The sequence below is a fragment of the Lutibacter maritimus genome, assembly GCF_900116115.1.
Lineage (GTDB): Bacteria > Bacteroidota > Bacteroidia > Flavobacteriales > Flavobacteriaceae > Lutibacter > Lutibacter maritimus.
This window is the reverse complement of the sequence record NZ_FOZP01000001.1, coordinates 186,275-212,604: the sequence shown is the minus strand read 5'-3', so window position 1 is coordinate 212,604 and position 26,330 is coordinate 186,275. Positions and strand designations below refer to the sequence as shown.

General features: G+C 28.4%; 28 protein-coding genes. 8 read left to right on the top strand and 20 right to left on the bottom strand.

Annotated elements, in window-relative coordinates:
* Positions 1-4 precede the first annotated feature (4 nt).
* Genes BM335_RS01000 through BM335_RS00985 form a run of 5 tightly spaced genes read right to left on the bottom strand, consistent with a single transcriptional unit; the run spans position 5 to position 1,151 of the window.
* Positions 5-193: a hypothetical protein gene (locus tag BM335_RS01000; protein ID WP_090222072.1), complete on the bottom strand. Its 189-nt coding sequence runs from the start codon at positions 191-193 to the stop codon at positions 5-7.
* Positions 193-420 carry a hypothetical protein gene (locus BM335_RS00995; RefSeq protein ID WP_090222069.1) on the bottom strand — a complete coding sequence of 76 codons (228 nt, stop codon included), beginning with the start codon at positions 418-420 and terminating at the stop codon, positions 193-195. The genes BM335_RS01000 and BM335_RS00995 overlap by 1 nt, the downstream gene beginning before the upstream one ends.
* The gene (locus tag BM335_RS00990; RefSeq protein WP_090222067.1) at positions 421-657 is read right to left on the bottom strand and encodes a hypothetical protein; all 237 of its coding nucleotides are present in this window, start codon (positions 655-657) and stop codon (positions 421-423) included. It lies immediately after the preceding gene.
* A 4-nt stretch (positions 658-661) separates the two neighbouring features.
* On the bottom strand, positions 662-811 hold the full coding sequence (locus BM335_RS15615; protein WP_177219120.1) for a hypothetical protein: 150 nt from the start codon (positions 809-811) through the stop codon (positions 662-664).
* A 1-nt stretch (position 812) separates the two neighbouring features.
* Complete coding sequence (locus BM335_RS00985) at positions 813-1,151, bottom strand: response regulator transcription factor (protein ID WP_090222065.1); 339 nt, start codon at positions 1,149-1,151, stop codon at positions 813-815.
* A 156-nt stretch (positions 1,152-1,307) separates the two neighbouring features.
* Here BM335_RS00985 and BM335_RS00980 point away from each other — a divergent pair, with 156 nt between their 5' ends.
* From BM335_RS00980 to BM335_RS00970, 3 genes are all read left to right on the top strand, one after another.
* Positions 1,308-2,012, top strand: coding sequence for a helix-turn-helix domain-containing protein (locus BM335_RS00980; RefSeq protein ID WP_090222063.1), 705 nt, complete (start codon positions 1,308-1,310; stop codon positions 2,010-2,012).
* 19 nt (positions 2,013-2,031) lie between these two features.
* The gene (locus BM335_RS00975) at positions 2,032-2,589 is read left to right on the top strand and encodes a DUF4468 domain-containing protein (protein WP_090222061.1); all 558 of its coding nucleotides are present in this window, start codon (positions 2,032-2,034) and stop codon (positions 2,587-2,589) included.
* 210 nt (positions 2,590-2,799) lie between these two features.
* On the top strand, positions 2,800-3,051 hold the full coding sequence (locus BM335_RS00970) for a hypothetical protein (protein ID WP_090222059.1): 252 nt from the start codon (positions 2,800-2,802) through the stop codon (positions 3,049-3,051).
* Between the two features lie 304 nt (positions 3,052-3,355).
* On the opposite strand, the gene BM335_RS00965 is transcribed toward BM335_RS00970, so the two are convergent.
* From BM335_RS00965 to BM335_RS00895, 14 genes are all read right to left on the bottom strand, one after another.
* Positions 3,356-5,581: a CocE/NonD family hydrolase gene (locus BM335_RS00965; RefSeq protein ID WP_218157793.1), complete on the bottom strand. Its 2,226-nt coding sequence runs from the start codon at positions 5,579-5,581 to the stop codon at positions 3,356-3,358.
* Positions 5,582-5,615: 34 nt separating this feature from the next.
* Positions 5,616-6,236 (bottom strand): hypothetical protein, encoded by a 621-nt coding sequence (locus BM335_RS00960; RefSeq protein WP_090222056.1) that lies wholly within the window; start codon positions 6,234-6,236, stop codon positions 5,616-5,618.
* A gap of 118 nt (positions 6,237-6,354) precedes the next feature.
* Positions 6,355-7,077: a LytR/AlgR family response regulator transcription factor gene (locus BM335_RS00955; RefSeq protein WP_090222053.1), complete on the bottom strand. Its 723-nt coding sequence runs from the start codon at positions 7,075-7,077 to the stop codon at positions 6,355-6,357.
* A complete protein-coding gene (locus BM335_RS00950; RefSeq protein WP_090222051.1) occupies positions 7,064-8,152 on the bottom strand; it encodes a sensor histidine kinase in 1,089 nt (362 codons plus the stop codon). The genes BM335_RS00955 and BM335_RS00950 overlap by 14 nt, the downstream gene beginning before the upstream one ends.
* 113 nt (positions 8,153-8,265) lie before the next feature.
* On the bottom strand, positions 8,266-8,895 hold the full coding sequence (locus BM335_RS00945) for a CatB-related O-acetyltransferase (protein ID WP_090222048.1): 630 nt from the start codon (positions 8,893-8,895) through the stop codon (positions 8,266-8,268).
* Positions 8,896-9,062: 167 nt separating this feature from the next.
* Entirely contained in the window at positions 9,063-9,512 is a 450-nt protein-coding gene (locus tag BM335_RS00940) for a hypothetical protein (RefSeq protein WP_090222044.1), read from the bottom strand.
* Between the two features lie 620 nt (positions 9,513-10,132).
* Entirely contained in the window at positions 10,133-11,104 is a 972-nt protein-coding gene (locus BM335_RS00930; protein WP_218157792.1) for an alpha/beta hydrolase family protein, read from the bottom strand.
* Positions 11,105-11,578: 474 nt separating this feature from the next.
* Positions 11,579-12,985 carry an alpha/beta hydrolase family protein gene (locus BM335_RS00925; RefSeq protein WP_090222035.1) on the bottom strand — a complete coding sequence of 469 codons (1,407 nt, stop codon included), beginning with the start codon at positions 12,983-12,985 and terminating at the stop codon, positions 11,579-11,581.
* A 112-nt stretch (positions 12,986-13,097) separates the two neighbouring features.
* Positions 13,098-13,550, bottom strand: a complete 453-nt coding sequence (locus BM335_RS00920; RefSeq protein ID WP_090222032.1) for a cytidylyltransferase family protein — start codon at positions 13,548-13,550, stop codon at positions 13,098-13,100.
* A 116-nt stretch (positions 13,551-13,666) separates the two neighbouring features.
* Positions 13,667-14,323, bottom strand: a complete 657-nt coding sequence (locus BM335_RS00915; RefSeq protein ID WP_090222030.1) for a hypothetical protein — start codon at positions 14,321-14,323, stop codon at positions 13,667-13,669.
* A complete protein-coding gene (locus BM335_RS00910; protein WP_090222028.1) occupies positions 14,307-14,798 on the bottom strand; it encodes an RNA polymerase sigma factor in 492 nt (163 codons plus the stop codon). The genes BM335_RS00915 and BM335_RS00910 overlap by 17 nt, the downstream gene beginning before the upstream one ends.
* 100 nt (positions 14,799-14,898) lie before the next feature.
* Positions 14,899-15,945: a serine hydrolase domain-containing protein gene (locus tag BM335_RS00905; RefSeq protein ID WP_177219118.1), complete on the bottom strand. Its 1,047-nt coding sequence runs from the start codon at positions 15,943-15,945 to the stop codon at positions 14,899-14,901.
* 64 nt (positions 15,946-16,009) lie between these two features.
* Complete coding sequence (locus tag BM335_RS00900; protein ID WP_090222025.1) at positions 16,010-17,110, bottom strand: acyltransferase family protein; 1,101 nt, start codon at positions 17,108-17,110, stop codon at positions 16,010-16,012.
* Between the two features lie 12 nt (positions 17,111-17,122).
* Complete coding sequence (locus tag BM335_RS00895; RefSeq protein ID WP_090222024.1) at positions 17,123-17,716, bottom strand: ankyrin repeat domain-containing protein; 594 nt, start codon at positions 17,714-17,716, stop codon at positions 17,123-17,125.
* Positions 17,717-17,953: 237 nt separating this feature from the next.
* Between BM335_RS00895 and BM335_RS00890 the strand changes: the two genes are divergently transcribed.
* The 5 genes from BM335_RS00890 to BM335_RS00865 all read left to right on the top strand — a co-directional run bounded on the left by BM335_RS00890 (position 17,954) and on the right by BM335_RS00865 (position 25,340).
* Positions 17,954-20,047 carry a helix-turn-helix domain-containing protein gene (locus BM335_RS00890; protein ID WP_090222021.1) on the top strand — a complete coding sequence of 698 codons (2,094 nt, stop codon included), beginning with the start codon at positions 17,954-17,956 and terminating at the stop codon, positions 20,045-20,047.
* Between the two features lie 200 nt (positions 20,048-20,247).
* Positions 20,248-20,508: a heavy-metal-associated domain-containing protein gene (locus BM335_RS00885; protein WP_090222018.1), complete on the top strand. Its 261-nt coding sequence runs from the start codon at positions 20,248-20,250 to the stop codon at positions 20,506-20,508.
* A gap of 3 nt (positions 20,509-20,511) precedes the next feature.
* Positions 20,512-21,801 (top strand): APC family permease, encoded by a 1,290-nt coding sequence (locus BM335_RS00880; RefSeq protein WP_090222016.1) that lies wholly within the window; start codon positions 20,512-20,514, stop codon positions 21,799-21,801.
* A gap of 800 nt (positions 21,802-22,601) precedes the next feature.
* Positions 22,602-24,251 carry a MutS-related protein gene (locus BM335_RS00870; RefSeq protein ID WP_090222011.1) on the top strand — a complete coding sequence of 550 codons (1,650 nt, stop codon included), beginning with the start codon at positions 22,602-22,604 and terminating at the stop codon, positions 24,249-24,251.
* A 198-nt stretch (positions 24,252-24,449) separates the two neighbouring features.
* Positions 24,450-25,340, top strand: coding sequence for a lysophospholipid acyltransferase family protein (locus BM335_RS00865; RefSeq protein WP_090222008.1), 891 nt, complete (start codon positions 24,450-24,452; stop codon positions 25,338-25,340).
* Positions 25,341-25,501: 161 nt separating this feature from the next.
* Here the strand turns inward: BM335_RS00865 and BM335_RS00860 are convergent, their stop codons facing one another.
* Positions 25,502-26,326 carry a hypothetical protein gene (locus BM335_RS00860; protein ID WP_245780587.1) on the bottom strand — a complete coding sequence of 275 codons (825 nt, stop codon included), beginning with the start codon at positions 26,324-26,326 and terminating at the stop codon, positions 25,502-25,504.
* Positions 26,327-26,330: the final 4 nt, after the last annotated feature.

Sequence of the window (26,330 nt, the reverse complement as noted above, 5' to 3'; positions counted from 1 at the left end):
ATTTTTACTTTGGTGGATAAAAAATGTGTTTTTTTAACCATTTGATTCTTTCAATTTTTCTTTGAGCCTTTTCTGATAAAATGTGTGAATTATCCATTCTCAACTGAATATCCTTTTCAAGCTGCTTAAACAACTTAAATTGCTCACTTACATCAAGTGCTTTAATAATTGGATATACAGTTTCAGCTAACATTATTTAATCATTACAGCATTTTTATTAGCGATAAAATTTTGCATTATAACAATTAAGTTTTCTTGAATTTTGTATTTTTTAGGGATTTCAAAACGATGAAACCACCCTACCCTAACTGATGATACTTCCAAACCAAATTCTTTGGCTACAACTTCATAAAACTCATTTCTGTCTTGCTGAATAGCTGCATCATTGAATAGATTTTTAATGTTGTCTATTTTTTTCATTTATATACTAATTTTACTTTGATACGATTTGTTTGTAATGATTGAATACAACGGATTTATTAAAGCTTCAATAGCTTTAATTCTTGCTACATTATTTGTAATTTCAATTTCATTCTGCTTTTTAAAAATAAATTCAATTACATCTGCTTCAGATTGAAGAAGATCATATTCCTTTTGCAACCAAATGTTAATGATTGGCAATGCAGGAAGTTTTATTTGAGGTTTTATAAAAAACATAATCTTAAATTGAATAGGTTTTAAAATGATTTTTAGCAATACTATTTCTGTATGAACTAATTATTGAACTCACTTTTTTTTGAATGGTGATTACACCATCAGGAGCACAAACAAAAACTGTTTCTAAAACTGGTAATTGGTACATTGTATTCATATTAATTAGATTTACGTACGTTAGTTGTTCTTGCTCTAAAGGTTTTTATTTTATTTACTCTTCTCATTTCAAAGTCATTTTCTGAAAAAATGATAAAACTCTGTATTACTAAAAACATTAAAGCTTGAACTATTTGCTTTGGATTGTCAATTGATCCCAAATAAATCAAAATAGCATGCGACATATTTTTGGCATTTAATTTTGATTTAATCCTCTTACAATGTGTTATTACTGTATTTACACTTCTAAATCTTGTAGAGGCAATTTCTTTGTTACTGAAACCTTGCATTGTATTTTGCAATATTTGTTCTTCAGTTTTGGTTAATGTATGTGTCCTCATTTTTAGGTATTTTAAATATTATGCTTGTTTTAACTCAGTCATTTAATTAACTTTGTTGTAACACATTACAAATATACATACTTTGTACCTAATGTACCAAATTTATTTAGTACATTTTTACAAATATTTTAGTACTTTGTATATAACTACTTAAATATGACAGGATTAGAACTAAGGGCTTTAAGAAAAAAGTATGGTTTATCTAGAATAAATTTTGCTGATTTATTAAATATTTCAGTACATACATTAGATTCTTGGGAGGGTGGCAAGAGAAATATACCTGATTTAAAAGCTGAAATGATACAAGTCAAATTAAATCAACAAGACACATTTAATGATGTTAATTTAATGGCTCCAAAAAATCAATTTAAACCTGAAGGAAAACTAATCAATGAAGAAGAATACCCTATAAAAGAAGTATACATAATACCAGTAAAAGGGCGTGGAGGATTAAGCAACGTTTATTTTGCAGATGAAGCTATTAAAAAATTGGAAACAGAAAAACTACAAGTAAAACAAATGCCTTCAAACGGAAGTAAATACTTTAAAATTGAAGTTGAAGGTATAAGTATGGATGATGGTTCCAAGAAAAGTTTAGCTGAAGGTGATTGGGCTTATTGTAGATCTATTCCAAAAATATATTGGAATAGTAAGCTACATTCTCATAAATGGGATATATTTTGCTTTTTTCATAATGAGCGAGGAATCATATTTAAAAAAATAAAGGCCCAGGATGTTGACAATGGAATTTTAACTTTAAGTTCCTTACACCCTGACAAAAAACAATTTCCTGATTTTAAGATTAAATTATCTGAATGTTCATATATATGCAATGTAATTAAAGTATTATCTGAATTTTAAACACTAATTTTTCAATGCTATGATAAAATTTTACTTAACCATTATAATTACACTTTTCACTTTATTTAGTTCAAATTGTCAATCCTTTAAGTTAACTCCAGATGGTTTTAAAACTATTGATGGTAATGAATATCTCGTAATAGATTTTGAAACTAGCAACAAGGATGTATTATTTAAAAACTCACTCATATATTTCAATTCAATTTATAAATCACCTCAAAATGTAATTAGCTTGGTGGAAAATGAATCAATAACAATAAATGGAAAAGCTAAAAATTCAATCAAAAGAAATTCTATGAATATATTTGACATGGATTATACAATCACTTTTCTATTTAAGGATGGAAAAATAAGAATTAACCCTCCAAATTTTGAATTGAAAAATTCAATAGACCACTCAAGAAAATTACATGTTAAATGGGCTAAAATTAGTATGAATGGATATGATCTTGGCATTTATGGGAAAAATGATAAATTAAAATCAGAATCAGCAAAAAATGATTTAGAAAACTATTTTAACACTTTTCTAAATGACTATATAAACAGTTTAAAGACTAATAAAAATTCTGATTGGTAAAAATCTGACAAAACAATAATAGCATTCTTATTGATGAATATTTTAGCGAATATTTTGACCTCAATTTTAAGTGAAATTGAATTTTTAACTAATTGATAATCAATAAAAATTATTTTCAAGTTAAATTCATAACCCGGAGGTCTCCAGTTCAATTCTGGATCACGCTACAAAATGGAAGTCAATAAGAATGCGCTCTAAAGCGCATTTTTTATGGCTTCAATACTTATAAAATTACGTACCGAATATTTTACCGAATATTCTATGAAGAAGTATTCAAAAGTAAAAATTTACCACGGTGGTTTAAAAAAGCGTTGGTACGTTTATTTTTCGTTTCAAAATCCAAAAACTGGAAGATTAAAGAGAGTAACTCCCTTTTATGGAGAAGCTCATAAATACAAAACAAAGTCAAATCGCATGTTTGTTTTAGCTGTTTATAAATATAAAATTACAGAGTTATTGTAAAGAAGGCACAATACTTTTGAAATTAATATTTGACTTATTAAAAAGGGCAAGAAGTATTATAAAACGTATTTTTATTTTGTAGAATATAACATTCTTAATTATGATATTTTAACCCTTCATATAAGATTATTAATGAAACTGAGGAATGGTTTTCTTTCTCAAAATACTCTTTTCAACATTTAAGCTCCCATCTGATTTCTCTTTCATTATTGCGTAAAGAAGATCTTGTCCTTTTTTTATTCTTCTCATAATTAGCTTCATTCACCCTAATTAGCAGTGATTATGTAAAGCTTTTTGTAATTTTCTAACTCTTTAGATCATCCCAAACAGGTAAAGAAATACTACTTTTCCCTGTTAGTATTATTTTTAAAGGAATCTCTGCATCTTTAATCGTCTCTAAATTCACATCCCTACCCGTTCCGTAGTTAATCTGAGCATTATTATTTTTATTGATATTAACAACAATTACAATACTACTTCCCTTTTCTAATTTTTTACTGATTAATTTAGAGTTATCAAATGCAATTTGTATTTTTTGATTCGGTATTAGTAAATTTCTATGTTCTCTGTCTTTAGCAAAACTAGCTCTACCAATATAATAGCTCAAATGAAAGTAGTTACCTTCTGGTGTTAATTGATATAATATCACAGAATAATCCACATCTTTTTTATTGATCGTAAATTCAAGATTCCCTAAAAAAGACCCATTTATAATTGCATCATTTTTTAAAGGCTCCGACTTAAAAACCAAACCATCTTTTAAATTGATACTCTCCTTTTCTAAAGGCCATGGGTAGTACTCGGTATTAGTCATGTTTTTTCTGTCTTTAAAATCAACAGTCATTTCAATTTTAGAAGCATTAGGTTTTGGTGTCAACGTATAAAAATCTTTTATTTTATGAGCACTTAAATGAAATTGCAATGTATCATTCGTCATAGCATTTATACTTGGTTTGTGCATCCACCTATTGGTGCCCATCACCTGAAAATTCACTTTGTCTTTCAAAATACTTGGTTTTTCTTTTCCTTTTAAAATATAATCAAACCACTGATAGACCAAATCATATCTAATATTAATTAAAGCTGCTTTATCTAATTTATAATTTCTCAAATATTCTACTGGTTTGGTTTGCGAAGTCCAATGATCATATGGACCAACTAATAGATAGTGATTTGGATTCTTTATATATTTATGATGTTGATTGTAGTAATACATAGCACCTCTTTGAGAATCATCATAATAGCCCGTAATGGTCAAAATAGGAATGTTAATTTTTGCAAATTCTTGTTGATATGGAATCATTTTCTTCCAAAAATCATCGTAACTTGGATGCTGCATATAAACATTCCATAATTTATTTTCCGTTCCATCAATGCTATCCAACTTATTAAAAGCCACTCCAGAATTATACCAGATGTTTTTTAAGTTCTCCCAACGGTTATAATCATTAGAAACTTCATTATCTAAAAATTTATTATTGCTTACATAAAAATTCCATGAATACGAATAATTGTGCAATACGTTGTTTTCCATCGGATAATCAATCCCAGGCGCAATTGCCACCATAGGAACAATAGTTTTTAATGCTGGATGTACTTTATGTTTCATAGATGCCCATTGCGTGAACCCATTATAACTTCCTCCGTACATGCCTACTTTTTGATTGGACCAAGGTTGTTTGCTAATCCAATCAATCACTTCATACACATCGGTATTTTCATATTCAAACGGCTTTACATCTCCACTACTTAATCGTTTCCCTCTGGTATTCATAATCACTCCAATATAGCCTTTAGAGGCTGACAACATCGCTCCAGTTTCATTGGTTCCAGCATAAATAGATGCAATTAATATGGCTGATTTTTTAATGGAAGTAGTTCCTTTTCTTTGAATTAACACCACAGAAACCTCGGCGCCGTCATTGGTTTGTATTAAAATGCTATCATTGATATGATATCTACGTTTGTGATCATGCTTAATTTCCTCAAAAAAGAGATTTCTTGTTGCTGCATAAACCGTTTTAAAAAAATACTTCTTGACTAAACTTTGGGCTCTTTCCATTGAAATAGTATCCGTTTCAATATTTTTGTAGCTATTGTTAAAATCAGCAATAAAATAGTCTGTTGCATCTCTAGAAATTAAGGTGTCATCTATATTTAGCACCTCAAAATCATCAGAATTCATGAGGTGCTTTCTGTATAATAGTTTAAAAGTATCTATAAAGTTCGAAGATATTATTGCTTTTAAATAAGCTTGATACATATCCAAATAGATACTTTCTTCTCGGGGAGTATCTTTGATGCTTTGTTCTATAGTAGCCACTGCATCTTTATACTTACCGCTTATTAATTGAAACTTAAATAGGTCAAATGCTGATAATTTTTTTTGATCACAGGCAGTTGCCAATTGCTTCATTTGATTTGCAAGCGCTATTGAATCTGATAGTTTTACCTTATTAAATGGTAATTCTTGTGCAAAAGAAGTAATACTAATTGCTAGTAGAAATAATAACAGGAATAATTTTTTCATTTTTTCTTGTTTAAGATTGATAACAAACCATGTGTTACCTATTATTTGGATTTGAGTAATTAATTAGCTCTTCATTATACAAAAAGTCGTCTTGAGTTTGTGTCATTTTAATAAAGTTTTTTATTTCCGGAGCGTATAACCAAACTTCATCTGTTCTTGCACTATATCCTCTTGAATTTGAAACTATTCCTTTATACAGAATGGTGTAAGCCATAAAGGTACCAGCTTCTACAGTTTCTTCTTTAAAAGATATAACTTCTGCATCTTGACTTTGTTTCCCCTTAGTGCCGTCTTGACTTGTCCAATTTTCTTCATATCTCCACTTTTCACCAACTTTTAAAGGCCATTTATATTTTGGCGTTTCGCTTGCTTCTGGCTTCACTATGTCTGTTACTGGAATAGTGTCTTTTCCAATGACCATACCTAAAACACCATCTAAACGAACTATTTCTCTTATATCTTGTCCATCCGAACGTACTTCACCTTCGCTTGTTACGCCTTTATATTTCCAAGTCCATTTTTCTCCAACTGTATAATCAGATAGGATTGGTTGTTCTGCTACTAAAGCATTGTTTTCATTACAATTTGATAACAATGAAACCATAGCTATAACTATGATTTTTGACATTTGTGATATTGCTTTTAAAAAATTCATAATATGATTTTTAAATTAATTATAGCGCAAAGTAATAGTGTTTATTACTATCAAAAAATGAAAAGTACAGGAGCGTAAATAAATGTAAATGAACGTTGAAAATTAAACGATTATTCCTTTATAAACTATTCCAATTCTTAAACTTCACTGATTGTCGGCTTGACACCTCTATCGTTTCACCAGTAGTTAGTGTAATATGAAGCGTATTGTTAAAATGCGGGTAAATTTCTTTAATGTAATGTGTATTGATGATTTGACTTCTATTGGTTCTGAAAAATACGGTTGGATCTAACTTCTCTTCCAATAGATTTAAAGAGCGTTTAATCAATGCTTTTTGATTCCCAAAATACAAGCGTGCATAATTATCTAGAGACTCAATAAAATAAATCTCAGACAAGGGAATAAAATAGCAATTTTCTCCATCCTTTATAAATATTTTTCGATGCATGGGTAATACATCCGTTTTAATTTCTTCTTTTTTTACTAACTCTGCTTTTACTTTTTCAATCGTTTTTGCAAAACGCTCTTTACGTAAAGGTTTTACTAAATAATCTAAGGCATTCAATTCAAATGCTTTTACGGCATATTGATCGTAAGCCGTGGTAAAAACAACTTCTGGTACTGTTGTGAGTTCTTCTAACAAATCAAATCCAGATTTTCCTGGCATATGAATGTCTAAAAATATAATATCTGGCAAAACACTTTCTATCATTTCCTTAGCTTCAACTACATGACTTGCTTCGCCAATAATTTCGAATTCTGGATACCCTTTCAATGCACGTTTTACTTCTTCACGAGCCAAACGTTCATCATCAATTATAATTGTTTTAAATTTCTTCATTGTCTATAAATGGTATTCTTATTTTTGCTTCCACCACATTTTGGTTTAGTTCAACTAAAACAATGGATGCGTTGCCTTTGTATTGTATTTTCAATCTTTCTTGAAGGTTTTTTAAGCCAAGTCCCTTATTTGTATTGTTTAAAAACAATCTCCCAGGATTTAGTACTTGTATAGAAACAAAATCTTCATCCTTTTTAATAGTTATAGAAACAATTCCACCTTCAATCTTTGAATCAATGCCATGTTTAATAGCATTTTCCACTAATAATTGAATGCTTAATGTTGGAATTTTAAAAGATTCTAGTGTTTTATCAACAGTAACTTGTAGCTGCAAACGCTCTTCAAAACGCATTTTCTCTAATTCTATATAATCTTTTACTAAAGCTAATTCATCTTTTATAGCAATCAAACCTTTGTCTTTTTCATACAAAGACGATCGTAATAAATCTGATAATAAATCAATAGCTCTTCTTGCTGTTTCTGGGTTTTCTATGACTAAAGATTTGATAGAATTTAAAGAGTTAAATAAAAAATGTGGATTTAATTGAGCTGATAAATTATCTAGTTGAGCTTGCTTAGCTATCACTAAAAGCTTAGCGTTTTGCTGGGTAGCTTCGATTTTATTTTGGTAATAATGATATAAATGATAGGCCAAAATCCATATTGACATTAATCGCAAACCTGTGAGAAGAACGGGATCCCAATATGTTAGTGAATTCCAAAAATTAATTTCTTTACCCCCTATAAATTGCCAGAATAAATGCCATTTTATATTTACAACTAACATGTATAATACTGCTAAAAGTATAATTGAAGGTAAAATTTTTCGAAATAATTGAGGCAAGCTAAGTGAGTTCCATTGTAATTTTAAAGCAATGAATCTATAACCATGGGTTAACGTTATGCCGATTAAAATGTCAAAAATGTAATTCAAAAAAGTTAAAAAGTATCCATAGTGATCTCTAGCAAATACAATATAAGCCCAATAAATGGAGACTGTTCCCCAACCAATAATTTGACATCTCCAATAAAGTGAAATGGATTTACTATTTACTATCTTTTCTATTTTACTCATAATTATCACAAAGTAAAGCAATACATACCTATATAAAAAGATAAAGTACAGGAGCGTGAAAATAAGGAAGTGGATGTGAAAATATTATAGCAGTTACTCCGTTTCTTTTATGCTTACATTTCTTCAATTAATTTTTCAATTTTATTGTCTGTTAAGTTCTGAATATTTTTTGTTATTTTTTCAATATCCCAATTCCACCATTTAAGTTCTAACAGTTTTGAAATGGTATCTTCTGAAAATCGCTTTTTGATTTCTATTGCAGGATTCCCTCCAACTATAGAATAAGGTGCTACATCTTTTATTAGAGTTGAGTTTGTCGCAATAATAGCTCCATCACCAATTGTTACTCCAGCCATAATAGTAGCATTGTAACCTATCCAAACATCGTTTCCTATATTTATATTTCCTTTTTGAGGATAAATTTTTCCATCCATTGCATGCTCCCAACCATTTCCAAAAATTGCAAAAGGATACGTAGTTAACGAATTTGTCAAATGATTTGCTCCATTCATTATAAATTTTACATCAGAGGCAATCATACAAAACTTTCCAATAATGAGTTTATCGCCTACAAAGTCAAAATGATATTTTACATTTTTCTCAAAATTTTCTACATTTTCAAAATCATCATAATACGTGTAATCCCCAACAATAATGTTAGGATTTTTTACAATATTTTTTAAGAAACAAAGCCTATCATAATTGGCTAGCGGGAATTTTAAGTTATTATCAGGTCCAGTCATAGTTTTGTTTTTTTTTATAATTATGTACAGCAAAGTATTATATTAAAAGTAGCAAGTTTTAGACATTTACTTTTCAGGTTATTACTGACATTTTTGTTAATACTTTAAATTTAGCACTTACTTTATTAGTATATTATTGTTAGTTGTTTTTAAAAACACTTAACACGTCATTTAGTTATTTGACTAAAATTCAATTGCTCTTTTTCCCAATTCCAGATTGACATACCAAAGTTTCCAGAATCCTCAATAACTTTCATTTTAATATTACTCATTATTTCAATAACTATTTTACCATTTAAATTACCTTTTCCAACAGAAATGTCTGACCAATCTAAGATTATCCGATTGTCAATTATTATTCCATTTCCAACGTGACACCAATTTTCACCTAACTCATTTTCTTTGGTCTTGTTGTTCATGCGTAACCAAAAGACTTTATTTTGGACAACATTAATCCAAAATAAATTCCCTCCGGTTGATTTCCAAACACCATTTTTTATCAAAATATTTTCATTTCTAATTTTAGACTTCATTTTGTTTCTATTATTGTTATTTACTTTACAACTAAAAATAGTTATAAATATAATTAAACTAAATATTTTTAGTCCTTTATTCATTGGGTTGTTTTTTTATTTAAACATAAAATGTTGCATAAGGTTTGCACCTAATTTCAGCAATTAATCAAGGTTCTCAATTACGAATAATATTATAATGTATAATCCGTTACTTTTATTAGTACAAACAATTAAATGTATAAACCTCTACTGGAAAATCCGCGAGGGTTCTCCAAAAAAGCAATGATCAAGCTATGGATTATATACTGTGTTACCATTAGTTATTTTTTGACTTTTCTTTTTCAATTTGTTTTTAGATGAACTTATAAGTAAAAACTCAATAAAGAAACCACATATTAAAATAAGGCTAATCTCTTTATTTGACTCACCTAATACTTGGTAACAAACTATGAGCAAAATAACCCAAAAAATGCTACTTATTATTTGAATTCTTGTTAAAATTTGAATTAGTTTTCTTGTGTTTTCCATTTCTTAAAATTTTAATTTATTATTTTTTTTAATGTCACTATTTAGTTAGTGACATTAAAAAAATATGACAAAAAATGATGTTTTATTTTAAAAAAACTTGATTCAATTTCTAGTTTACTTATTTTTGTTTGGGGTTGACGATACTCAAATAGCTTTATCTTTTTTAGGGAAATTCACTTTAATAAATAAGTTTTTTATCTTCCGTGATATTCCATATTTGGTTTTGATACATTGTTTTTTAAATATTTTTCGAACCAATTAAGAACTTGTTCATCAACTTCTTTTTTATGTTCAGAAATTCCATGGTCACCACCTTCAAACATTATAAGTCTGTAAGGAATTCTATATTTCTCAAATTCTAAAGCAAGTTTTAGGCTTTGTTCTGGTTTTACTCTCCAATCAGACGTTCCGTGCAGTATGAGTATTGGGACGTTTTTCGAAAATTTATCAGCCCACTTTATTGCAGACCTTTTTTCTAATTCAATAACTTTTTTCTCAGCGTAATTTGGAATTAATTCTGATAAAACTCCTGTTTCCATTTCAGGCCTATCTTCAATTGAAGCAAAATTATCTGAAATAGCTCCTCCAACAACTGCTGCTTTAATTTCATTGGTTTTGGTTAATACTAAATATGTCATCATTCCGCCACGACTCCATCCATACATACCAATTCTATTTGTATCGGCAACTTCTACTTCTTTTAACACTTCAGGTAATATAATTATATCATTCACATCTTTACCTCCAAACTCTTCTTGTCCTTCACTACCTCCATTTCCTCTATATTGACTTGCAATAACTACATAACCTTCTTTAGCTATTTGACCAAGTGTTATTGCTCCATGAGCAATTTTTAATGAACCAAAGTCTCTATTTCCACCTCGATTATATATAATACAGGGATATTTACCTTTTTTATTTGGACTCACCAAAAGTCCTTTTATTTTCAATCCATCACTAAGATATGTAATTGAATAGATGTCAATACTATCTAAATATCTAAATTGCTTTTTAAATTCAATCTGACCATCTATTTCCTCGGTTAATTTAGCGTAAATAGGTGTTTGAGATAGTGATATTAATTTTTGACTCAAAAGAAGTTTAGTTTCTTGAGCTTTACAGTTAGCAAATATTAAAATGAGAGCGAATATTTTAATGTATTTCATAAGTTTTATTTTTTTTCTATCAATTAATTCCATTTTGAAGCCACTGAGATGCAACATTTTCCGTTGAAAAAACATTAAATATAAATTTATCACATTTAATAAGTTCTTTATATAATAATGAAATTGCGGTTATTTGGGGAGTACCCATGATTGCTGTAATCATAATAAAATCATATTGTCCAATGCTTTATAATTTTCGACTTTAATTTCTTCATCTTTTAAGATTAAAATAGCATCAGCTTTATAGTTTTGCTTTCAGTTTTACACTTAGTTTTGATATTAATATCGTTTGTTAATTATTTACAGTTATGTATTATTTTATTCATTGTTTTCACAAAGTAAAGAAATAGACTCCAAATTTAAACAGATAAAATACAGAAGCGCAGAAATTTGGGAGTGAATGTAAAAATTTTATCGCAGCATCTCTTTTCTTTATATTTTATTTGAATTCCTGTAAAAATTTGATTAAATTTTTTATTTTATTTGAATTATTTCCAAAATCCAATTAGAAATTTCTTTCAATGCAATAGGAGAAATTGTCTGTTCAATATCTTTATATTCATTAATGTTTCCTGTTTTACATTCTTGAAATAAATGGTTCATGTTATCTAATTCTATAACCTTATAATTTTTGTTTCCACCTTTTATTAAAGCATTTCGTATCGCATTTTGATTTATGGTTGCATTCACCTGTGTATCCTTGCTTCCATTTAAAGATAATATAGGAATACTTAACTTTTCAAATTCATTCGCAGGATTAAAATTGTAGAAATATTTATTCCATGGCTTTAAAGCAGCCTCGGTTTCCTTTTCAATCAAAACTGAAATATTTTCATCTGTAGCTCCTAAAGATTTTAATATGGGGGCTAAATAGCTATTATTATGTTCTGTTAATGCGTTTCTTTTTTTCGAAATATCTTCGTTAGAAGATGCTATCTTAATTGCTTCTCTTACATTTCTCTCAAAAGATGCTTCATCAGGGACTAGAAAAGGCCTCAGAGATTTTGATTGCATAACAGCTACTTCATTACCTGGAATTCCTGTGGCAGCTAACGTAACTATAAATGATATATCAGCAGTTTGATTTGCAACCATTGGAGCAATAATACCTCCTTCACTATGACCAATCAAACCAATATGTTTTACGTCAATATCGTTTCTCGATTTCAAATAAGTCACAGCACTTAACACATCTTTTGCAAAATCTGCTGTTGTAGCTGTGTTAAAATCACCTGTAGATTCTCCAAAGCCTCTATCATCATAGCGTAAAACCGCTATACCTTTACGAGTAAGATAGTCTGAAAGCACCAAAAAAGGTTTGTGTGTAGGAATGGCTCCATCTCTGTCGTGACGACCACTTCCACTTATTAAAATAACCACCGGATACTTTCCCTTTTCATTAGGTTTAGTAAATGTTCCTGATAACTTAATTCCAGCTTCAGCATTTTCAAAAATAACTTGCTCTTCATAATAAGGATAAGGCTTTATTGGTTCTTGAGGTCTATTAATCTTAGCCATTTCAGGGTTCCCCTTTTTTAATATTAATGTCAATACATTGCCGCCTTCCGTATAAGAACCTTTAATCTGCTGCGTAGTTTCGTCAAATATTCCTTCGTATTTGATGCCTATATTTGAACCATCTACAATTAATTTTCCGCTATTAAATGTAGTTGCTCTTGGTTTGATACCAGCAACATTAAATGTTGGCACAGCCATTGTTGAATTGTATGTTTCTTGATTTTTTTCAAAAAGGAATACAAATAGAATTTCTTTATTATCAGAAGTTTTTGCTATTCCGTGCCAAACACCTGAGATGTTTTGAGCATAAGTTTTTACTATTGTAAAAATTATGCAGAATGATATTGTAATTAATGTTCTCATGTTCGTTAATTTAATTTTCGTTAAACTTTAAATGTAGTTTTCTAAGCCAAATTTTTATTTAGCCAAGTTGTTATAAAAAATAGTAGTAATTGTGTAGTAGTTAGAAGTTTTTTTACAGAACTGTTCCTGCTGTCTTCGCTTGTAAATCCATACGGCGACCTATAAATAAACCGATTAACATACCTAAACTTATTCCTAATGATAATCCTAAAGATCTTTCAAAACTTGCACCAAAAACACCCCCTAGAACAACGCCAAATGCAGTGCCAAATGATATCCCAATATTTGTATAATATCCTGCTGAAATTAAAGAATGCTTGTCTTTTAAATATTCTTTAAATTGTTTTAATATTTTGTTAAAGTGTTTTTTGTTGTTACCTATATTGGATTCTAAATTTAAGCTATCAAGTTCAGATTCAATAGATTTAATTTCATCTTCTGACAACTCTCTACTTTGCAATGCGTTTATAATATAGAGGAACTTTTCATAAATCTTAATTTCAGACTTCTTGTTTGTTTCGTTTTTTAAACTTTTAAAAAAGTTAGAAGCTTCTTGTAATGTCATAATAGTTAATGTTTTCTTGGTTAGTGGCTTACATCAATAAATATTACATGTTGAAACTTATTTTTTTTAAAAAAAATAACAAAAAGCCATTTAAAGTAAGTACATTTAAGCGGTATTTAACTTCTTAAACTTTCTATATCAGCCATCAATTCTTCCAATTTTTTAAATATTCTTCCGTAAACAATATTCACGTCCCACAAATAAATTCTACCGCCAAAATATGCCAGTAAACTTAAAATGATAACTACTATAACAATTCCTATTAGCGGAATTCCAAATATTAAATAGGTGTCAGGGAAATTGATAAGTATTTTATGCACTAATCTTTCTCCCAAAAAAACACCTTGTGCATCTTTAAACCAAAACCCTAAAATAAATGATAAAAATATAATTGGATAAAAAAATGTAGAGATCCTTTTATTCACAGCAACCTGTTTTTTTATCCATTGGTTAAATTCTTTAAGGTATTGATAACTATTTTCACCTTTATCTATATGCTCTAAACTATTTAATAAGCGTTTATTAATAATAACCAGCACCAATAGACTTATAAAAAATATAGCACCCATAATAGGTATTCCTACAAAATAAGATACAATTAAAAACAGAAATGAGAATACAATAATTAAAATTAAATTAATGCGAAACATTCTTTTAAATCTATCTATAATGTGAATAGATTTTTGATTGTATAGGTTATTAATTTTTGGTGCAATTAGCACATCACTTTTTAAAAAACCATCTTTCCATATATTTTCAATTGATTTTTCCATCTAATATTTTTTTTAATCTATCCTTAATTCTTTTTACGCGCACACCAATGTTGTTGGAATTTGTTCCTATAATATCAGCAATTTCCTTTTGTGATTTTTCTTCTAAATACAGCATAATAATCGCTCGGTCTATTTCTGATAACTTTCTAATAGCATCATATAATAGATTTAGAGATTCATCAGAAAAAGCATAATTAGTTTCAGTTTCTTCTGCTGGAACTGTATCTGATACAAAGTGTTGAACATTATTTTTCTTTTTCTTGAGTAAAGTCAGGCAAACATTTAATGAAATACGATAAACCCAAGTACTCCATTCTGATTCCTCACGAAAGTTTTCTTTACTCCTCCAAATCTGTAAACAAACCTCTTGGTAATAATCTTCAAAATCCTCCTGTGAATTCGTATATGCCCGGCATAACTTTATAATTATTCCAGCAAATGGCAAAATGGATGTTTTGTAAAAATCGTTGCTCAATATCTTTTTTTATAGTTAGTGGTGTAAATCATAAAATATTACATGAAAAGTAAAAATTTGTGGAACTAATTTTGCCGTATACTGCATAAACTAAATAATATTAGACTTGTTTTTTCTTTCTCACTATTTTCACAATCCGGTTATAAATTATCTCAGCTAAATTCCAGTCATATCCATGAAAGTTCGTTGTATTATTAAATTGAATAACAATCGTGTCGATATCTTTGTAGTATTTTGCAATGCTCTGATAGCCTGGAAGTAGACCTGTATGGTTGTAGACGTAAATTGAGGAATAGATTTCCTGTTCCCCTTCATTAAATACGGAGCCATCATTTAATGCTCTCAAAAATTTGCCCACATCTTCTGCGGTTGCTAACATTAAACCTGTATTTTCAGTTTTAAAATCTTTATCAATACCTACATAATAGCCACTCATCACGTCTTTTATATTCACTTCCTCAAGCGATCCAAAAGTATGTTTCAATCCAAGTGGTATCAATATTCTCTCCCTGATATATTGCTGATGTGGATACCCTAAGGTTTTATCTATAAGGTCCTCAATCAGCATATAATTAGTATTTGAATAGCCATAATCTTCATTTGGTTTAAAATCAGCTGGTAAATCCAGCGCATAATCAAGAGTTTCTTGTCTATTTTGGGGTGGTTTTATCCAATAGTTAGGATGGTCTACATAATTTGGAATACCGCTTCTGTGTTGTACCATCATTCTCAAGGTTATCTTATCTGAATTTTCAATTCTTCCAGCCAGCTCTGGAAAGTAATGAGCGAGTGTTTCATCTAAAGACAAACGTCCTTCTTTCACTAATTTTGTGGTTGCAACAGCTACATACAACTTAGTGATACTGGCAATTTTGAATAAGGCTTGTGGGTAAGCTGGTATTTCATTTTTTCGGTCATGCCAGCCTGCTGTATAGTACTCTGGTGCTTTCCCACCTTGGTCAACATAAACAATCATTCCGTCAAATCCGTATTTAATTCCTGCATTTAATTGTTCCTGAACAGTATTTGGTAATGGTGTTATCCACGCTCTTACCAAAATCCATGGTACATAAAACATGGAGATTATAGTTCCAACAAACAATGCAATTCTAAACATTTGTTTTGTTTGTTTCTTTGTTACTTTCATTTTTTTATCTAATTTTTATTTACTAATATCTGAAAATCAATCAAATATAAATATTTTATTTATTTTAGTTTAATTCAACAGGTTTTGATATTTCGCTAGCCTTTTTTTCAGTATTAAATTTCCATTTAAGTCCAAATAATGGTCTTAATATATTAACTCTTCTCAGAATAAATTCATATATAAAGTAACACGCAACAAACGCAAATAATGTTATAGCTATAAATTTCAACATTGGATGAATTTGCAGTGGTAAAATGAATAATGCACCCGCGTATAAGACAAACATATGAATAATATATACTGGGTATGCAGCCTGACTCAAATAACTTAGCAAGCTGCTTGGTTTATTGAGATAACGATATCCTAAACCAAAAACGCCAAATATCCAGCAATTAGATTCAATAGCTTTCAAGTAATAAATTGATGTTACATCAAAACCTTTTAAGCGAAGCGTAAATAAAACAGCTGCTATGGTAATATATAACCATTTCCACTTTGAAACCGTTTGCCAAAAAGTTTTTCCTGTGTAAACAACTAAATAGCCAAAAAAGAATGCAAGCAGGCCAATAAAAAATCCATGCCAAGTTTGCGCATATAATTCAAATAATTGTGGTTTCACTAACACTAACTCCAGCATAAAAAATACCGAAACAGATAAAGGTCCAATCGCATAAGTCATTATTTTTGAAAGCACTTTTTTGAATTTACCATTTTCATGCCTTTTCAGATAGAATAAAAGTGGTGAAAGTAAAATTACATAAGCAAAAATATTACCCAAAAACCATAAATGACCCATATGCGGAAAATAACTCAAAGCCATATTATAGTATTTCTGAAAAATTAAAAAATGTAATGGAGTGACAACCAAAATACCGAAAACAAACGGTAAAAGGATTCGTTTCGTTCGCTCAACAATTAATTGACTCCAGTTTCTTTTTTTCATTGCAAAATATAACCCCATTCCCGACACGTAAAACAAAAGTGGAATTCGCCAAACATTAAGCATCGTCAATGGAACCCATAGACTCTCTAACGATTCATCATTCCTCATAAAGCCTATGAACATGGCCCATGGTTGAAATATAATAGCTATATGATAAATAAGCAATAAACCAATGGCAATCACTCTTAACCAATCAATATCGTATCTTCTTTCTGTTGTCATTTTATTTTTTATTTATTGTAACATCATTGCAATAACAGGACGCGCTTTTTGTAGTTCATTCATATCAAGTTCAAAACCCATTGGTTTTAATTGCTGTGAAAGCATATCATAAATAGGTTTCATATCGGCAAACTCTCCCATTACTGTTTCTCTTGGTGTTGCTCCAAAATTGTTTTTTATAGTTTTGTCAGCTTTAGCATCAATCAGCATTTGTACAATTTCTATGCGCCCAAAAAATGCAGCAGCATGTAAGGCAGTTCCACCATCGTTGTTTTTTATAGACAAATTTGCCTGAGCATCAATAAGTACTTTGGCTATTTCTGGTTTATTAAATGTTGCTGCAGACATTAATGGAGTTGAACCACTCATTGCTTCTTTTTCATTAATATCAGTTCCTGCTTCAATATGTTGTTTAACCGCTTCAAGATTTCCTGATATAACAGCTGTATGAATATCTACATTTGGTTTATTGACTGTTTTTTTTATTTCAATAGTATTACTTTTAGTTGTCTTTTTTTCAGATTGTTCGCATGCGCTTATTAACAATATAGTAAATAATAAAATTCCGAATGTTGTTTTAAAAGAGTTCATTTTTAGTGTTTTCATAATTTAAATTTGTAATGATTAATTTTATACTTTTTTATTTCACAAAGATGTGATATTAAGTGAAGTAGCTATAAATATTTATGCAGCCATCTATATAAAGTTTGTTGTCTTTATGAAAATTATGAAGCATAAGTATTAATTATGACTCACATTCAAATTTTCAACAAAAGAAATTTAAACAATAAGCAGAAAATCATTTAAATAAATTTTTCTACTTTTGATTTAATTCAAAATGACATGTCTAATATCTCTTATCAAGGAAAATTTATTGAACAAGTAGAAGCCGTTGTTTTAGAAAATATTTCTAATGAACAATTTGGGGTTTCAGAATTAGCTGAAATAATGAACATGAGTCGTTCAAATTTGTTAAGAAAAATCAAAAAAGACACTCAACTTTCTGCAAGCCAATTTATACGACAAGTTCGTCTTCAAAAAGGATTGGAGCTATTAAAACAAACAGAACTCACTATTTCTGAAATTTCCTATCAAGTTGGATTTGGAAATAATTCTTACTTTATTAAATGCTTTAGAGAATATTATGGGTATTCACCTGGAGAAATAAGAAAAAAAGTTTTTGAAGAATTACCAATAAAAGATGATAGTAATTTTGAAAATAATGAAAATACACAAAAAAGCTTTTTCAAACAATATCAATTGCCAATCACTTTCTTAACATTTTTGATTGTTGTGATTGGAGTATTCATGATTTTCCAAAAGATATCACCCAAAACTGAAAGAGAAAATATTAACATTAAGAAATCTATTGCCATATTGCCTTTTAAAAATATGAGCAGCGATTCCACTAATCTATATTTTGTAAATGGACTTATGGAGTCTTCCTTAAACAACTTACAAAAGATAAAAAATCTTCGAGTGATAAGTAGAACTTCTGTAGAAAAGTATAGAAATACAGACAAAACTATTTCAGAAATTGCAAAAGAACTCAATGTTAATTTCATAGTTGAAGGAAGTGGACAACGCATTGGTGACCAAGTTTTATTGAATATACAATTGATTGATGCATTAAATGACACACCAATATGGACTGAACAATATAAACACAAAGTGTTAAATATATTTGATTTACAAAATACTGTTGCTAAAAAAATTACAGAAGCCATTAAAGCAACTGTAACACCAGACGAATTAAAACAAATTAATAAAAAACCTACTGAAAATCTACAGGCATACGATTTCTATCTTAAAGCCTTAGTACCATTTCAAAATGAAACAAAAGAAGGATTAAACGAGGCTATATTATTGTTTGAAAAAGCAATTACGTTAGATCCTAAATTTGCTTTAGCATACTCTAAACTTGCTATATCATATTATTACTTAGATATCAATCAAACTAAAAAGCAATACACAGATATTATAAATAATTATGCAGATAAAGCTTTACTTTATGATTCTAAATCTGCCGAAAGCCTAATAGCCAAGGCACTTTATTATATTAATATTAATGAGTTTCGGTTGGCAGTACCGCATTTAGAAAAAGCATTAGAATATAACCCCAACTCACCTTCTGTGGTTCAAATACTTGCCGATTTATATTCGCGTGTTATTCCCGATACAGGTAAATATTTAAAATATGCTTTAATGGGTTTGCAACTGGATATTGAAGCAAATGATTCAATAACTAAAAGTTATATGTACTTAGCGCTGAGTAATGCTTTTGTCCAAAATGGCTTTGTAGATCAAGCACATAAATATATAAATTTATCTTTAGATTATAATCCCGATAATAATTATGCACCATATTTAAAAATATTTATCAAATATGCTAAAGATCAAAATATGGAAAAGGCCACAAATTCTTTAGTAAAAGAATGGCAAAAAGACACTACACGTATAGATATTATGCAGGAAGTTGCAAAGTTTTATTATTTCCAAGAAAATTATGATCGTGCATTTTATTATTATAATAAGTTTATAACAATTAAAAATAAGAATGATTTAAATATTTACCCACAAGAAAATCTTAAAATAGGAATTGTATATGAAAAAATGGGGCTTATTAAACAAGCTGAAGAATTTTATAATGCGTATTCAACATATTGTGAAAATGATCAATCTATATATCAACCTGCGAGTTTGGCAATGAAATACTTACATGAAAAAAAACCTAATCTTGCCATTAAGCAATTAAAAATATTTGCAACAAAAAATAACTATCAGTATTGGATTTTGTTGTTTCTTGAAAAAGACCCACTTATGAAAACCTTAAAAAATCACCCTGAATATGATGATGTTATTAAAAAAATTAATGATAGATTCTGGGAAAATCATATTCAATTGAAAAAATTATTAAAAGAAAAAGAACTTATTTAATCTATCCAGTCTAAAATTAATGATAGAATAAATAAAATAATCAAAACCTACAGCTAACACCATTTAAAATTTATAGCTAGTTCCAGCCTGCTTATTAAAAAACTTGCAAATTTTTTATTCGGTTTTTATTTTTTAAATTAGGTGTTTAAACCACACTACAAACTAATTGCACTATTTAATAATAATTAAATTTAAGAAAAATGAGTTTAGAATCAGATAATGTAATTCCAGATAATCGCGGAAAAATATTTGGAACGAACGCAAAAAATCATCAAGATTTAATGAAAATAAAAAATGCTATTTTACATATAGCAGGAGTTAAAGATGTTATCATTGACGAAGATAAATTTCCTAGAGAATTTACCATTCATACAAAAGCAATAGTATCTGTTAAGGAAATAGAAGATGCTGTTAACAGTGTTGGGTTTCACGCAATACCTAAATCGTCGTTTGATCTTTAGTGTATGAACGGAAAAATTAGCCTTAAAGATGCTATTTCAATTGGAATTGGTGGAATGGTTGGTGGTGGAATTTTTGCAGTTTTAGGGCTGGCTGTTTCATTAGCTAAAGGAGGAACACCAATTGCCTTTTTATTTGCAGGAGTCATCGCTTTATTAACAGCATACTCATACGCAAAGCTTTCAAAAAAATATCCACAAGATGGTGGTACAGTTGAATTTGTAAATAATCAATTTGGAAATGGAATATTTTCAGGGGGAATTAACAACTTGCTTTGGATAAGCTACATTGTAATGCTTTCACTTTACGCCTCAGCGTTTGGTTCGTATGGCGCTGAATTAATTTCTTTAACGGGTACAAAGAGTTTAGATATTCATATTTACCAATCATCAATATTAACCATTGCATTAATAATTAATTATTTAAGTGTAAAATTGGTAAGTAAAATAGAATCGTTTTCCGTAGTAATAAAGTTATTGATTTTAATTGCGTTTATAGGCGTTGGATTTTATGGACTTTCTAAAAACCCTGAAAACCTTAATCAATTATCACCTGAAAATTGGGAAAATCCTATTTTGTTGCTTTCTGGAGGTATGGTAATTTTTGTTGCTTATGAAGGTTTTGAGTTAATTGCCAATTCAATATCTGATTTAAAAGACAGAGAAAAAAATACTGAAAAGGCATTTTTTATTGCAGTTGGGTTTGTAATTATATTATACATATTAATAGCAATTGTAACAGTAGGTGCTTTGCCATTTAAGCAAATTGCAGATGCACAAGATTACGTGCTTGCTAAAGCTGCAGAGCCTATTTTAGGACAAATTGGTTTTACAATTATAACTGTTACAGCTTTAATTTCCACTTTTTCTGCTATTAATGCCACAGTATTAGGAAGTGGTAGGGTAAATTATGACATTGCGGAAGACCAAGAACTACCAAAATATTTATGTCATAAATTTTGGGGCAAACCTATTGGTTTTACTTTAACCGCAATCTTGTCAATTATTTTAGTAAACTTATTCAACTTACAAAGTATTTCAACCGCTGGCAGTGCTGGATTTCTGTTGATTTTTAGTATTGTCAATTATATTGGATATAAAAAGCACAAAGAATTGAAATCTAATAAATGGATACACTTAATGGCAAGTATTCTCTGTTTAATAGCCTTTATTACTTTATTAATCCAACAATTTTCAGACAATAAAATGGGCGTTTTAATTGCATCGGGTATTATACTATTTTGTTTCTTATTAGAATTTATTTATAAAAAAACTTTGCCTTCACAACACATCTAATTATTTACTTGGTCTGTGTTTACTTGTAGATCGACCCAGGTTTCTCTTTAAAGCTATTCAAAATTCTAACTTTTCAAGCACCCATTATACAATTAAAGGGATTCTCCTTTTGCTTCAACAAGTGATTAAAATCATCAAGCATTACTATTCAACGCGAAATACTTTCACGAAAATTTGAAATGAAAGGATAACGAATTTATTTAGTACCAAGTATCTTATTAAAAGTTTTTAATTCACATTGATAAAATTGATTAAATTTATATTTCATTGATTTTAAAAAATTGCGCATATTCTAGTGTTTTTTTTGTGTTTAACTAACTATATGACAGAAAAGCATTACTATTGTTACATATTTTATGGATTTAAATGTGAAATGAATTGCAAAACCAAATTTAATAACGCTTGAAAATGAAAAATTCAAAACTGAATTGGATATTTTTACTTGTAATTTTTTGCCTAATTATTTTATTCCTGTATAGTGGATTTAAATTTGAGGAAACATTAACTCAACATATGAAATGGAAATCTGGGAGATTTGAAATGACAAACATTTCTAAACTAATAGGAATATTACTCATAATGTGTTTCCCAACTTATTTAATTATCAAAAATATATTAAAAGATAAAACAGATAATTAAAATTTACTGCAAACAAATTATAACTAAGCGTGGCTTTTCTTTTAATTAAAAGTTAATTGTATATTTATCCTGCTTGATTTCAAAAGCGGAAAATCTTTAATATTTTCCAAACATACATGATTGCTGAAACTGTTAACCAAAATTAGTGAATAAGAAAAAATATGAATTGGTTTTTAGGAATAATTGCTGTTCTGGTTTTAATTTTTTTAATAAACAATTATTACAGAAAAAAAAGATTTAAAGATTTAAAAGTAACACTTCAAAAAAATTGGGGAAAACAGAAAGAAAATGAGTATTTTAATTTTTATGTAATTAAACAATACTTTGAGAATAATTTTCGAAAAAATCAATTCTATCACCAAATTTCTGAAAGAACAAGTGTAGATTTAGATATTGATGAGCTTTTTAAATTTATTGACAGGACTTCTTCAAAAATTGGGCAACAATATCTTTATTTTAAAATAAGAACCATTGAAACGATTGAAAAATTAAAAAAATTTGAATCTTTAACTAACTTATTTTTAAACAATGGAAAATTAAGACTTAATTGTCAATTGGTTTTATCAAAATTAAATACCCAAAACTCTTATGATTTAGAAAAACTTATTAATGATAAACCCATTGATAAACCTAGCTATTTAAAATATATTTATGCTTCATCTTTCACTTCATTATTATTAATAATTATAGGTTTTTTAAATCCAATATTTTTTCTTTTTTTAGTGCCACTATTTTTTATTAATACAATCTTCCATTATAAAAACAAAGAAAATGTCACTTATTACATTAGTGCTGTAGGTCAACTTACAAAAGCTTTAAAAGTAAGTAAAGAACTTTCGTCTTTTAATGAAATTAAACAACATTTTTCTGATTTATCATTTATTAAACAAGTAAGTAAAATTCAGAATAAAACAGAATTTGTAGCCTTTGAAAATCAATTAACCAATGAATATGCTTTACTTTTTTGGTTACTAATTGAATTGTTAAAAATTCAATTTATGATTGAATATATTGTTTTTTATAACTTTATTGATGCTATATCAAAAGAAAAAGAAAACATTGATAAACTTTTTCAATTTATTGGAGAAATTGATGCTGCAATTTCTGTTGCTTCACTAAAATCAGATACGTTAGAATATTGTAACCCAAAATTCACATCTGAAAAACTTATTTATACAAAAGAAATTAAACATCCCTTAATTAAAAATTGTATAGCAAATGATATCAATCTTTCTGAAAAAAGTTTACTGTTAACGGGCTCTAATATGTCTGGAAAAACAACATTTATTAGAACTATTGCTATAAATTCTATTTTAGCACAAACTTTAAATATTTGTTTCGCAAAAGAATTTGTTGCTCCATTTATAAAAGTTTATTCTTCTATTAGAATATCGGATGATTTGCTTGATGACACTAGTTATTATTTAAAAGAAGTTTTAACTATTAAAGAATTAATTGAGGCTTCAAATGATGAACATCCTTGTTTATTTATACTTGATGAAATTTTTAAAGGAACTAATACAGTTGAAAGAATTTCTGGAGGAAAAGCAATTTTATCTTTTTTAAATAAAAAAAACCATATCGTTTTAGTATCAACTCACGATATTGAATTAACAGACTTATTAGTGAAAGAAAATTATGAATTATTTCATTTTAGTGAGTTTATAGAAAATGAGCAATTAATATTTGATCATAAATTAAAAGAAGGAAAATTAAAGACTCGAAATGCAATCAAAATTCTAGAATTATATAAATATCCAACTAAAATAATAGCTGATGCCAGAAAAACAGAACTAAACAACTTTGGCTAACATTTGGTTTGTGTTTTAAGTAGTTTTTAACTTATATTTTAAGTATCATAAAACATTCTATTTCAGTTATTTTATTAAAACAACTTTATAAATTTATCTTATTTTTATAACGTTAATCAATTCACTTTCTTAAAAAATTTAATCTATAAAAATAATAAAGTGCCAAATAAAAAATTTATTCGATATTTGTAGCCTCCTATGACAAATTTTATAATTTACATCCTCGTATATCCAATTGTTTGGTTATTTTCAATACTTCCTTTTAAGGTTTTATATATTATTTCTGATGGCGTTTATGCGTTAATTTACTACGTAATTGGCTATAGAAAAAAAGTAGTTTTAAACAATTTAAATTTAGCCTTTCCTGAAAATTCTTTAAAAGAAAATATAAAACTTAGCAAGCAGTTTTACCATCATTTTGTAGATATTTTTATTGAAATGATTAAATCGTTTACCGTTTCAAAAGAAGAAGTTTATAAACGTTATAAATTTCCTAACATTCAATTTTTTGATGATTTATATAAAGATGGGAAAAGCGTAATTTTAGTAGGATCACATTATGCAAATTGGGAATGGATTATGAGTTTAGACTCTTTTGTAGATTACAAAGGATATGCAGCTTACACAAAAGTAAGCAATCCGTATTTTAACAATAAAGTACTAAAATCTAGAGCAAAATTTGGCACAAATCTAATTCAAACCGCTAAAGTTGTTGGTGAAATACAGCACAATCAAATAAATAAAATTCAGGCAATGTATGGTTTGCTAAGCGATCAATCACCTCAACTTAAAAAAACATTTTATTGGCGTGAATTTTTAGGCGTAAAAGTTCCTATTCATACAGGAGCTGAAATGTTAGCCAAAAGATTTGATATGAATATGGTTTTTATGGATGTAAAAAAAATTAAAAGAGGATATTACGAAACTACTTTTAGCTTAATTACCAATGAAGCCAAAAAATTTCCAGATTACGCGTTGACCGATATTTTTTTAGATAAAGTTGAGCAACAAATTAAAAATCAGCCAGAATATTATTTTTGGACACACCGCCGTTTTAAACATAAAGATAAAGCACCTAAAGTGTCATAAAATAGGCTATCTAAAAAGTGATATTTCCCGTCAACCTAAACTTGTTTCAGGTTCGCATACCAATTAATAACCAGTATAATAAGATTCTGAATTAAATTCAGAATAACAATTTTCAATACTTTTTAAATAACCTCTTTTTATATTTATTTTATGTAAACTTATTAAATACCAAATCTAGCACCCAAAACATACATGTTTTCTAAAAAAGTAAAATGCTGCGATGCAGAGTCACTTTTATTTGCAGTTGTTCTAATATCTTGCATATTAATATAGCCCACTTTTAAATTTGATTGAATAAAAAAGTGTTTAAAAAATGTGATATTTAAACCAGCGTGTGCAGAAACTCCGTAACCAGAAACATGAAATTCATCATAACGCTCTTTACCCAATAAAGTAGTATTTGTTTTTGGATATAATATTCCAACCCCAACACCTTCGGTTAAATTAATATCAATATTTTTTACTTTAAATTTTAACCAATTATCTAAATTATCAAATCTGCTAAACTCAGCATTTACATAATTCAAGCCATCAGTATGTTCAAATAATAAAAAATCTTCTGTTAAAACAATATCATCGTTTGAATACGTTCCGTCAAAATCTCCACCCAAATTAATAGTTCCATTAATTTTTACTGTTTGATCATTTTTCATCACATATTTCATATGGTCTACTCCTAAAGAAATAGTATAATTTTCTTTAATAAAATAACCAATTCTAAAATTAGTTTGTGGAATTGTAACCTCATCAATTTTAAAATAATAAATTCCAAAAGGTTTAGGTTTGTCCTTGGCAGCCACATCACTTAAAATAAAATTATAATTATCGCCTTTAAAAGTAATGTCAGATCGTGAAAAATGCCCTCTATTCCATCCCCAAAACGCAAAAAACTTTCCTTTATTTGGACCAGCATCATTATAGTTAGTTTCTTGAGAAAAAACCATGATGGAACTCAAGAATACAACGGCTAAAAATATTTTTTTCATAGTA

What these genes read in the sequence shown, in the direction of transcription:
- BM335_RS00880 (WP_090222016.1), top strand. Translation starts at nt 20,512, where the DNA reads ATGAACGGAAAAATTAGCCTTAAAGATGCTATTTCAATTGGAATTGGT.
- BM335_RS00885 (WP_090222018.1), top strand. Translation starts at nt 20,248, where the DNA reads ATGAGTTTAGAATCAGATAATGTAATTCCAGATAATCGCGGAAAAATA.
- BM335_RS00890 (WP_090222021.1), top strand. Translation starts at nt 17,954, where the DNA reads ATGTCTAATATCTCTTATCAAGGAAAATTTATTGAACAAGTAGAAGCC.
- BM335_RS00930 (WP_218157792.1), bottom strand. Translation starts at nt 11,104, where the DNA reads ATGAAATACATTAAAATATTCGCTCTCATTTTAATATTTGCTAACTGT.
- BM335_RS00945 (WP_090222048.1), bottom strand. Translation starts at nt 8,895, where the DNA reads ATGACTGGACCTGATAATAACTTAAAATTCCCGCTAGCCAATTATGAT.
- BM335_RS00900 (WP_090222025.1), bottom strand. Translation starts at nt 17,110, where the DNA reads ATGACAACAGAAAGAAGATACGATATTGATTGGTTAAGAGTGATTGCC.
- BM335_RS00895 (WP_090222024.1), bottom strand. Translation starts at nt 17,716, where the DNA reads ATGAAAACACTAAAAATGAACTCTTTTAAAACAACATTCGGAATTTTA.
- BM335_RS00955 (WP_090222053.1), bottom strand. Translation starts at nt 7,077, where the DNA reads ATGAAGAAATTTAAAACAATTATAATTGATGATGAACGTTTGGCTCGT.
- BM335_RS00985 (WP_090222065.1), bottom strand. Translation starts at nt 1,151, where the DNA reads ATGAGGACACATACATTAACCAAAACTGAAGAACAAATATTGCAAAAT.
- BM335_RS00995 (WP_090222069.1), bottom strand. Translation starts at nt 420, where the DNA reads ATGAAAAAAATAGACAACATTAAAAATCTATTCAATGATGCAGCTATT.
- BM335_RS00940 (WP_090222044.1), bottom strand. Translation starts at nt 9,512, where the DNA reads ATGAATAAAGGACTAAAAATATTTAGTTTAATTATATTTATAACTATT.
- BM335_RS00975 (WP_090222061.1), top strand. Translation starts at nt 2,032, where the DNA reads ATGATAAAATTTTACTTAACCATTATAATTACACTTTTCACTTTATTT.
- BM335_RS15615 (WP_177219120.1), bottom strand. Translation starts at nt 811, where the DNA reads ATGAATACAATGTACCAATTACCAGTTTTAGAAACAGTTTTTGTTTGT.
- BM335_RS00960 (WP_090222056.1), bottom strand. Translation starts at nt 6,236, where the DNA reads ATGAATTTTTTAAAAGCAATATCACAAATGTCAAAAATCATAGTTATA.
- BM335_RS00860 (WP_245780587.1), bottom strand. Translation starts at nt 26,326, where the DNA reads ATGAAAAAAATATTTTTAGCCGTTGTATTCTTGAGTTCCATCATGGTT.
- BM335_RS00980 (WP_090222063.1), top strand. Translation starts at nt 1,308, where the DNA reads ATGACAGGATTAGAACTAAGGGCTTTAAGAAAAAAGTATGGTTTATCT.
- BM335_RS00965 (WP_218157793.1), bottom strand. Translation starts at nt 5,581, where the DNA reads ATGAAAAAATTATTCCTGTTATTATTTCTACTAGCAATTAGTATTACT.
- BM335_RS01000 (WP_090222072.1), bottom strand. Translation starts at nt 193, where the DNA reads ATGTTAGCTGAAACTGTATATCCAATTATTAAAGCACTTGATGTAAGT.
- BM335_RS00990 (WP_090222067.1), bottom strand. Translation starts at nt 657, where the DNA reads ATGTTTTTTATAAAACCTCAAATAAAACTTCCTGCATTGCCAATCATT.
- BM335_RS00925 (WP_090222035.1), bottom strand. Translation starts at nt 12,985, where the DNA reads ATGAGAACATTAATTACAATATCATTCTGCATAATTTTTACAATAGTA.
- BM335_RS00970 (WP_090222059.1), top strand. Translation starts at nt 2,800, where the DNA reads ATGGCTTCAATACTTATAAAATTACGTACCGAATATTTTACCGAATAT.
- BM335_RS00915 (WP_090222030.1), bottom strand. Translation starts at nt 14,323, where the DNA reads ATGGAAAAATCAATTGAAAATATATGGAAAGATGGTTTTTTAAAAAGT.
- BM335_RS00920 (WP_090222032.1), bottom strand. Translation starts at nt 13,550, where the DNA reads ATGACATTACAAGAAGCTTCTAACTTTTTTAAAAGTTTAAAAAACGAA.
- BM335_RS00950 (WP_090222051.1), bottom strand. Translation starts at nt 8,152, where the DNA reads ATGAGTAAAATAGAAAAGATAGTAAATAGTAAATCCATTTCACTTTAT.
- BM335_RS00865 (WP_090222008.1), top strand. Translation starts at nt 24,450, where the DNA reads ATGACAAATTTTATAATTTACATCCTCGTATATCCAATTGTTTGGTTA.
- BM335_RS00905 (WP_177219118.1), bottom strand. Translation starts at nt 15,945, where the DNA reads ATGAAAGTAACAAAGAAACAAACAAAACAAATGTTTAGAATTGCATTG.
- BM335_RS00870 (WP_090222011.1), top strand. Translation starts at nt 22,602, where the DNA reads ATGAATTGGTTTTTAGGAATAATTGCTGTTCTGGTTTTAATTTTTTTA.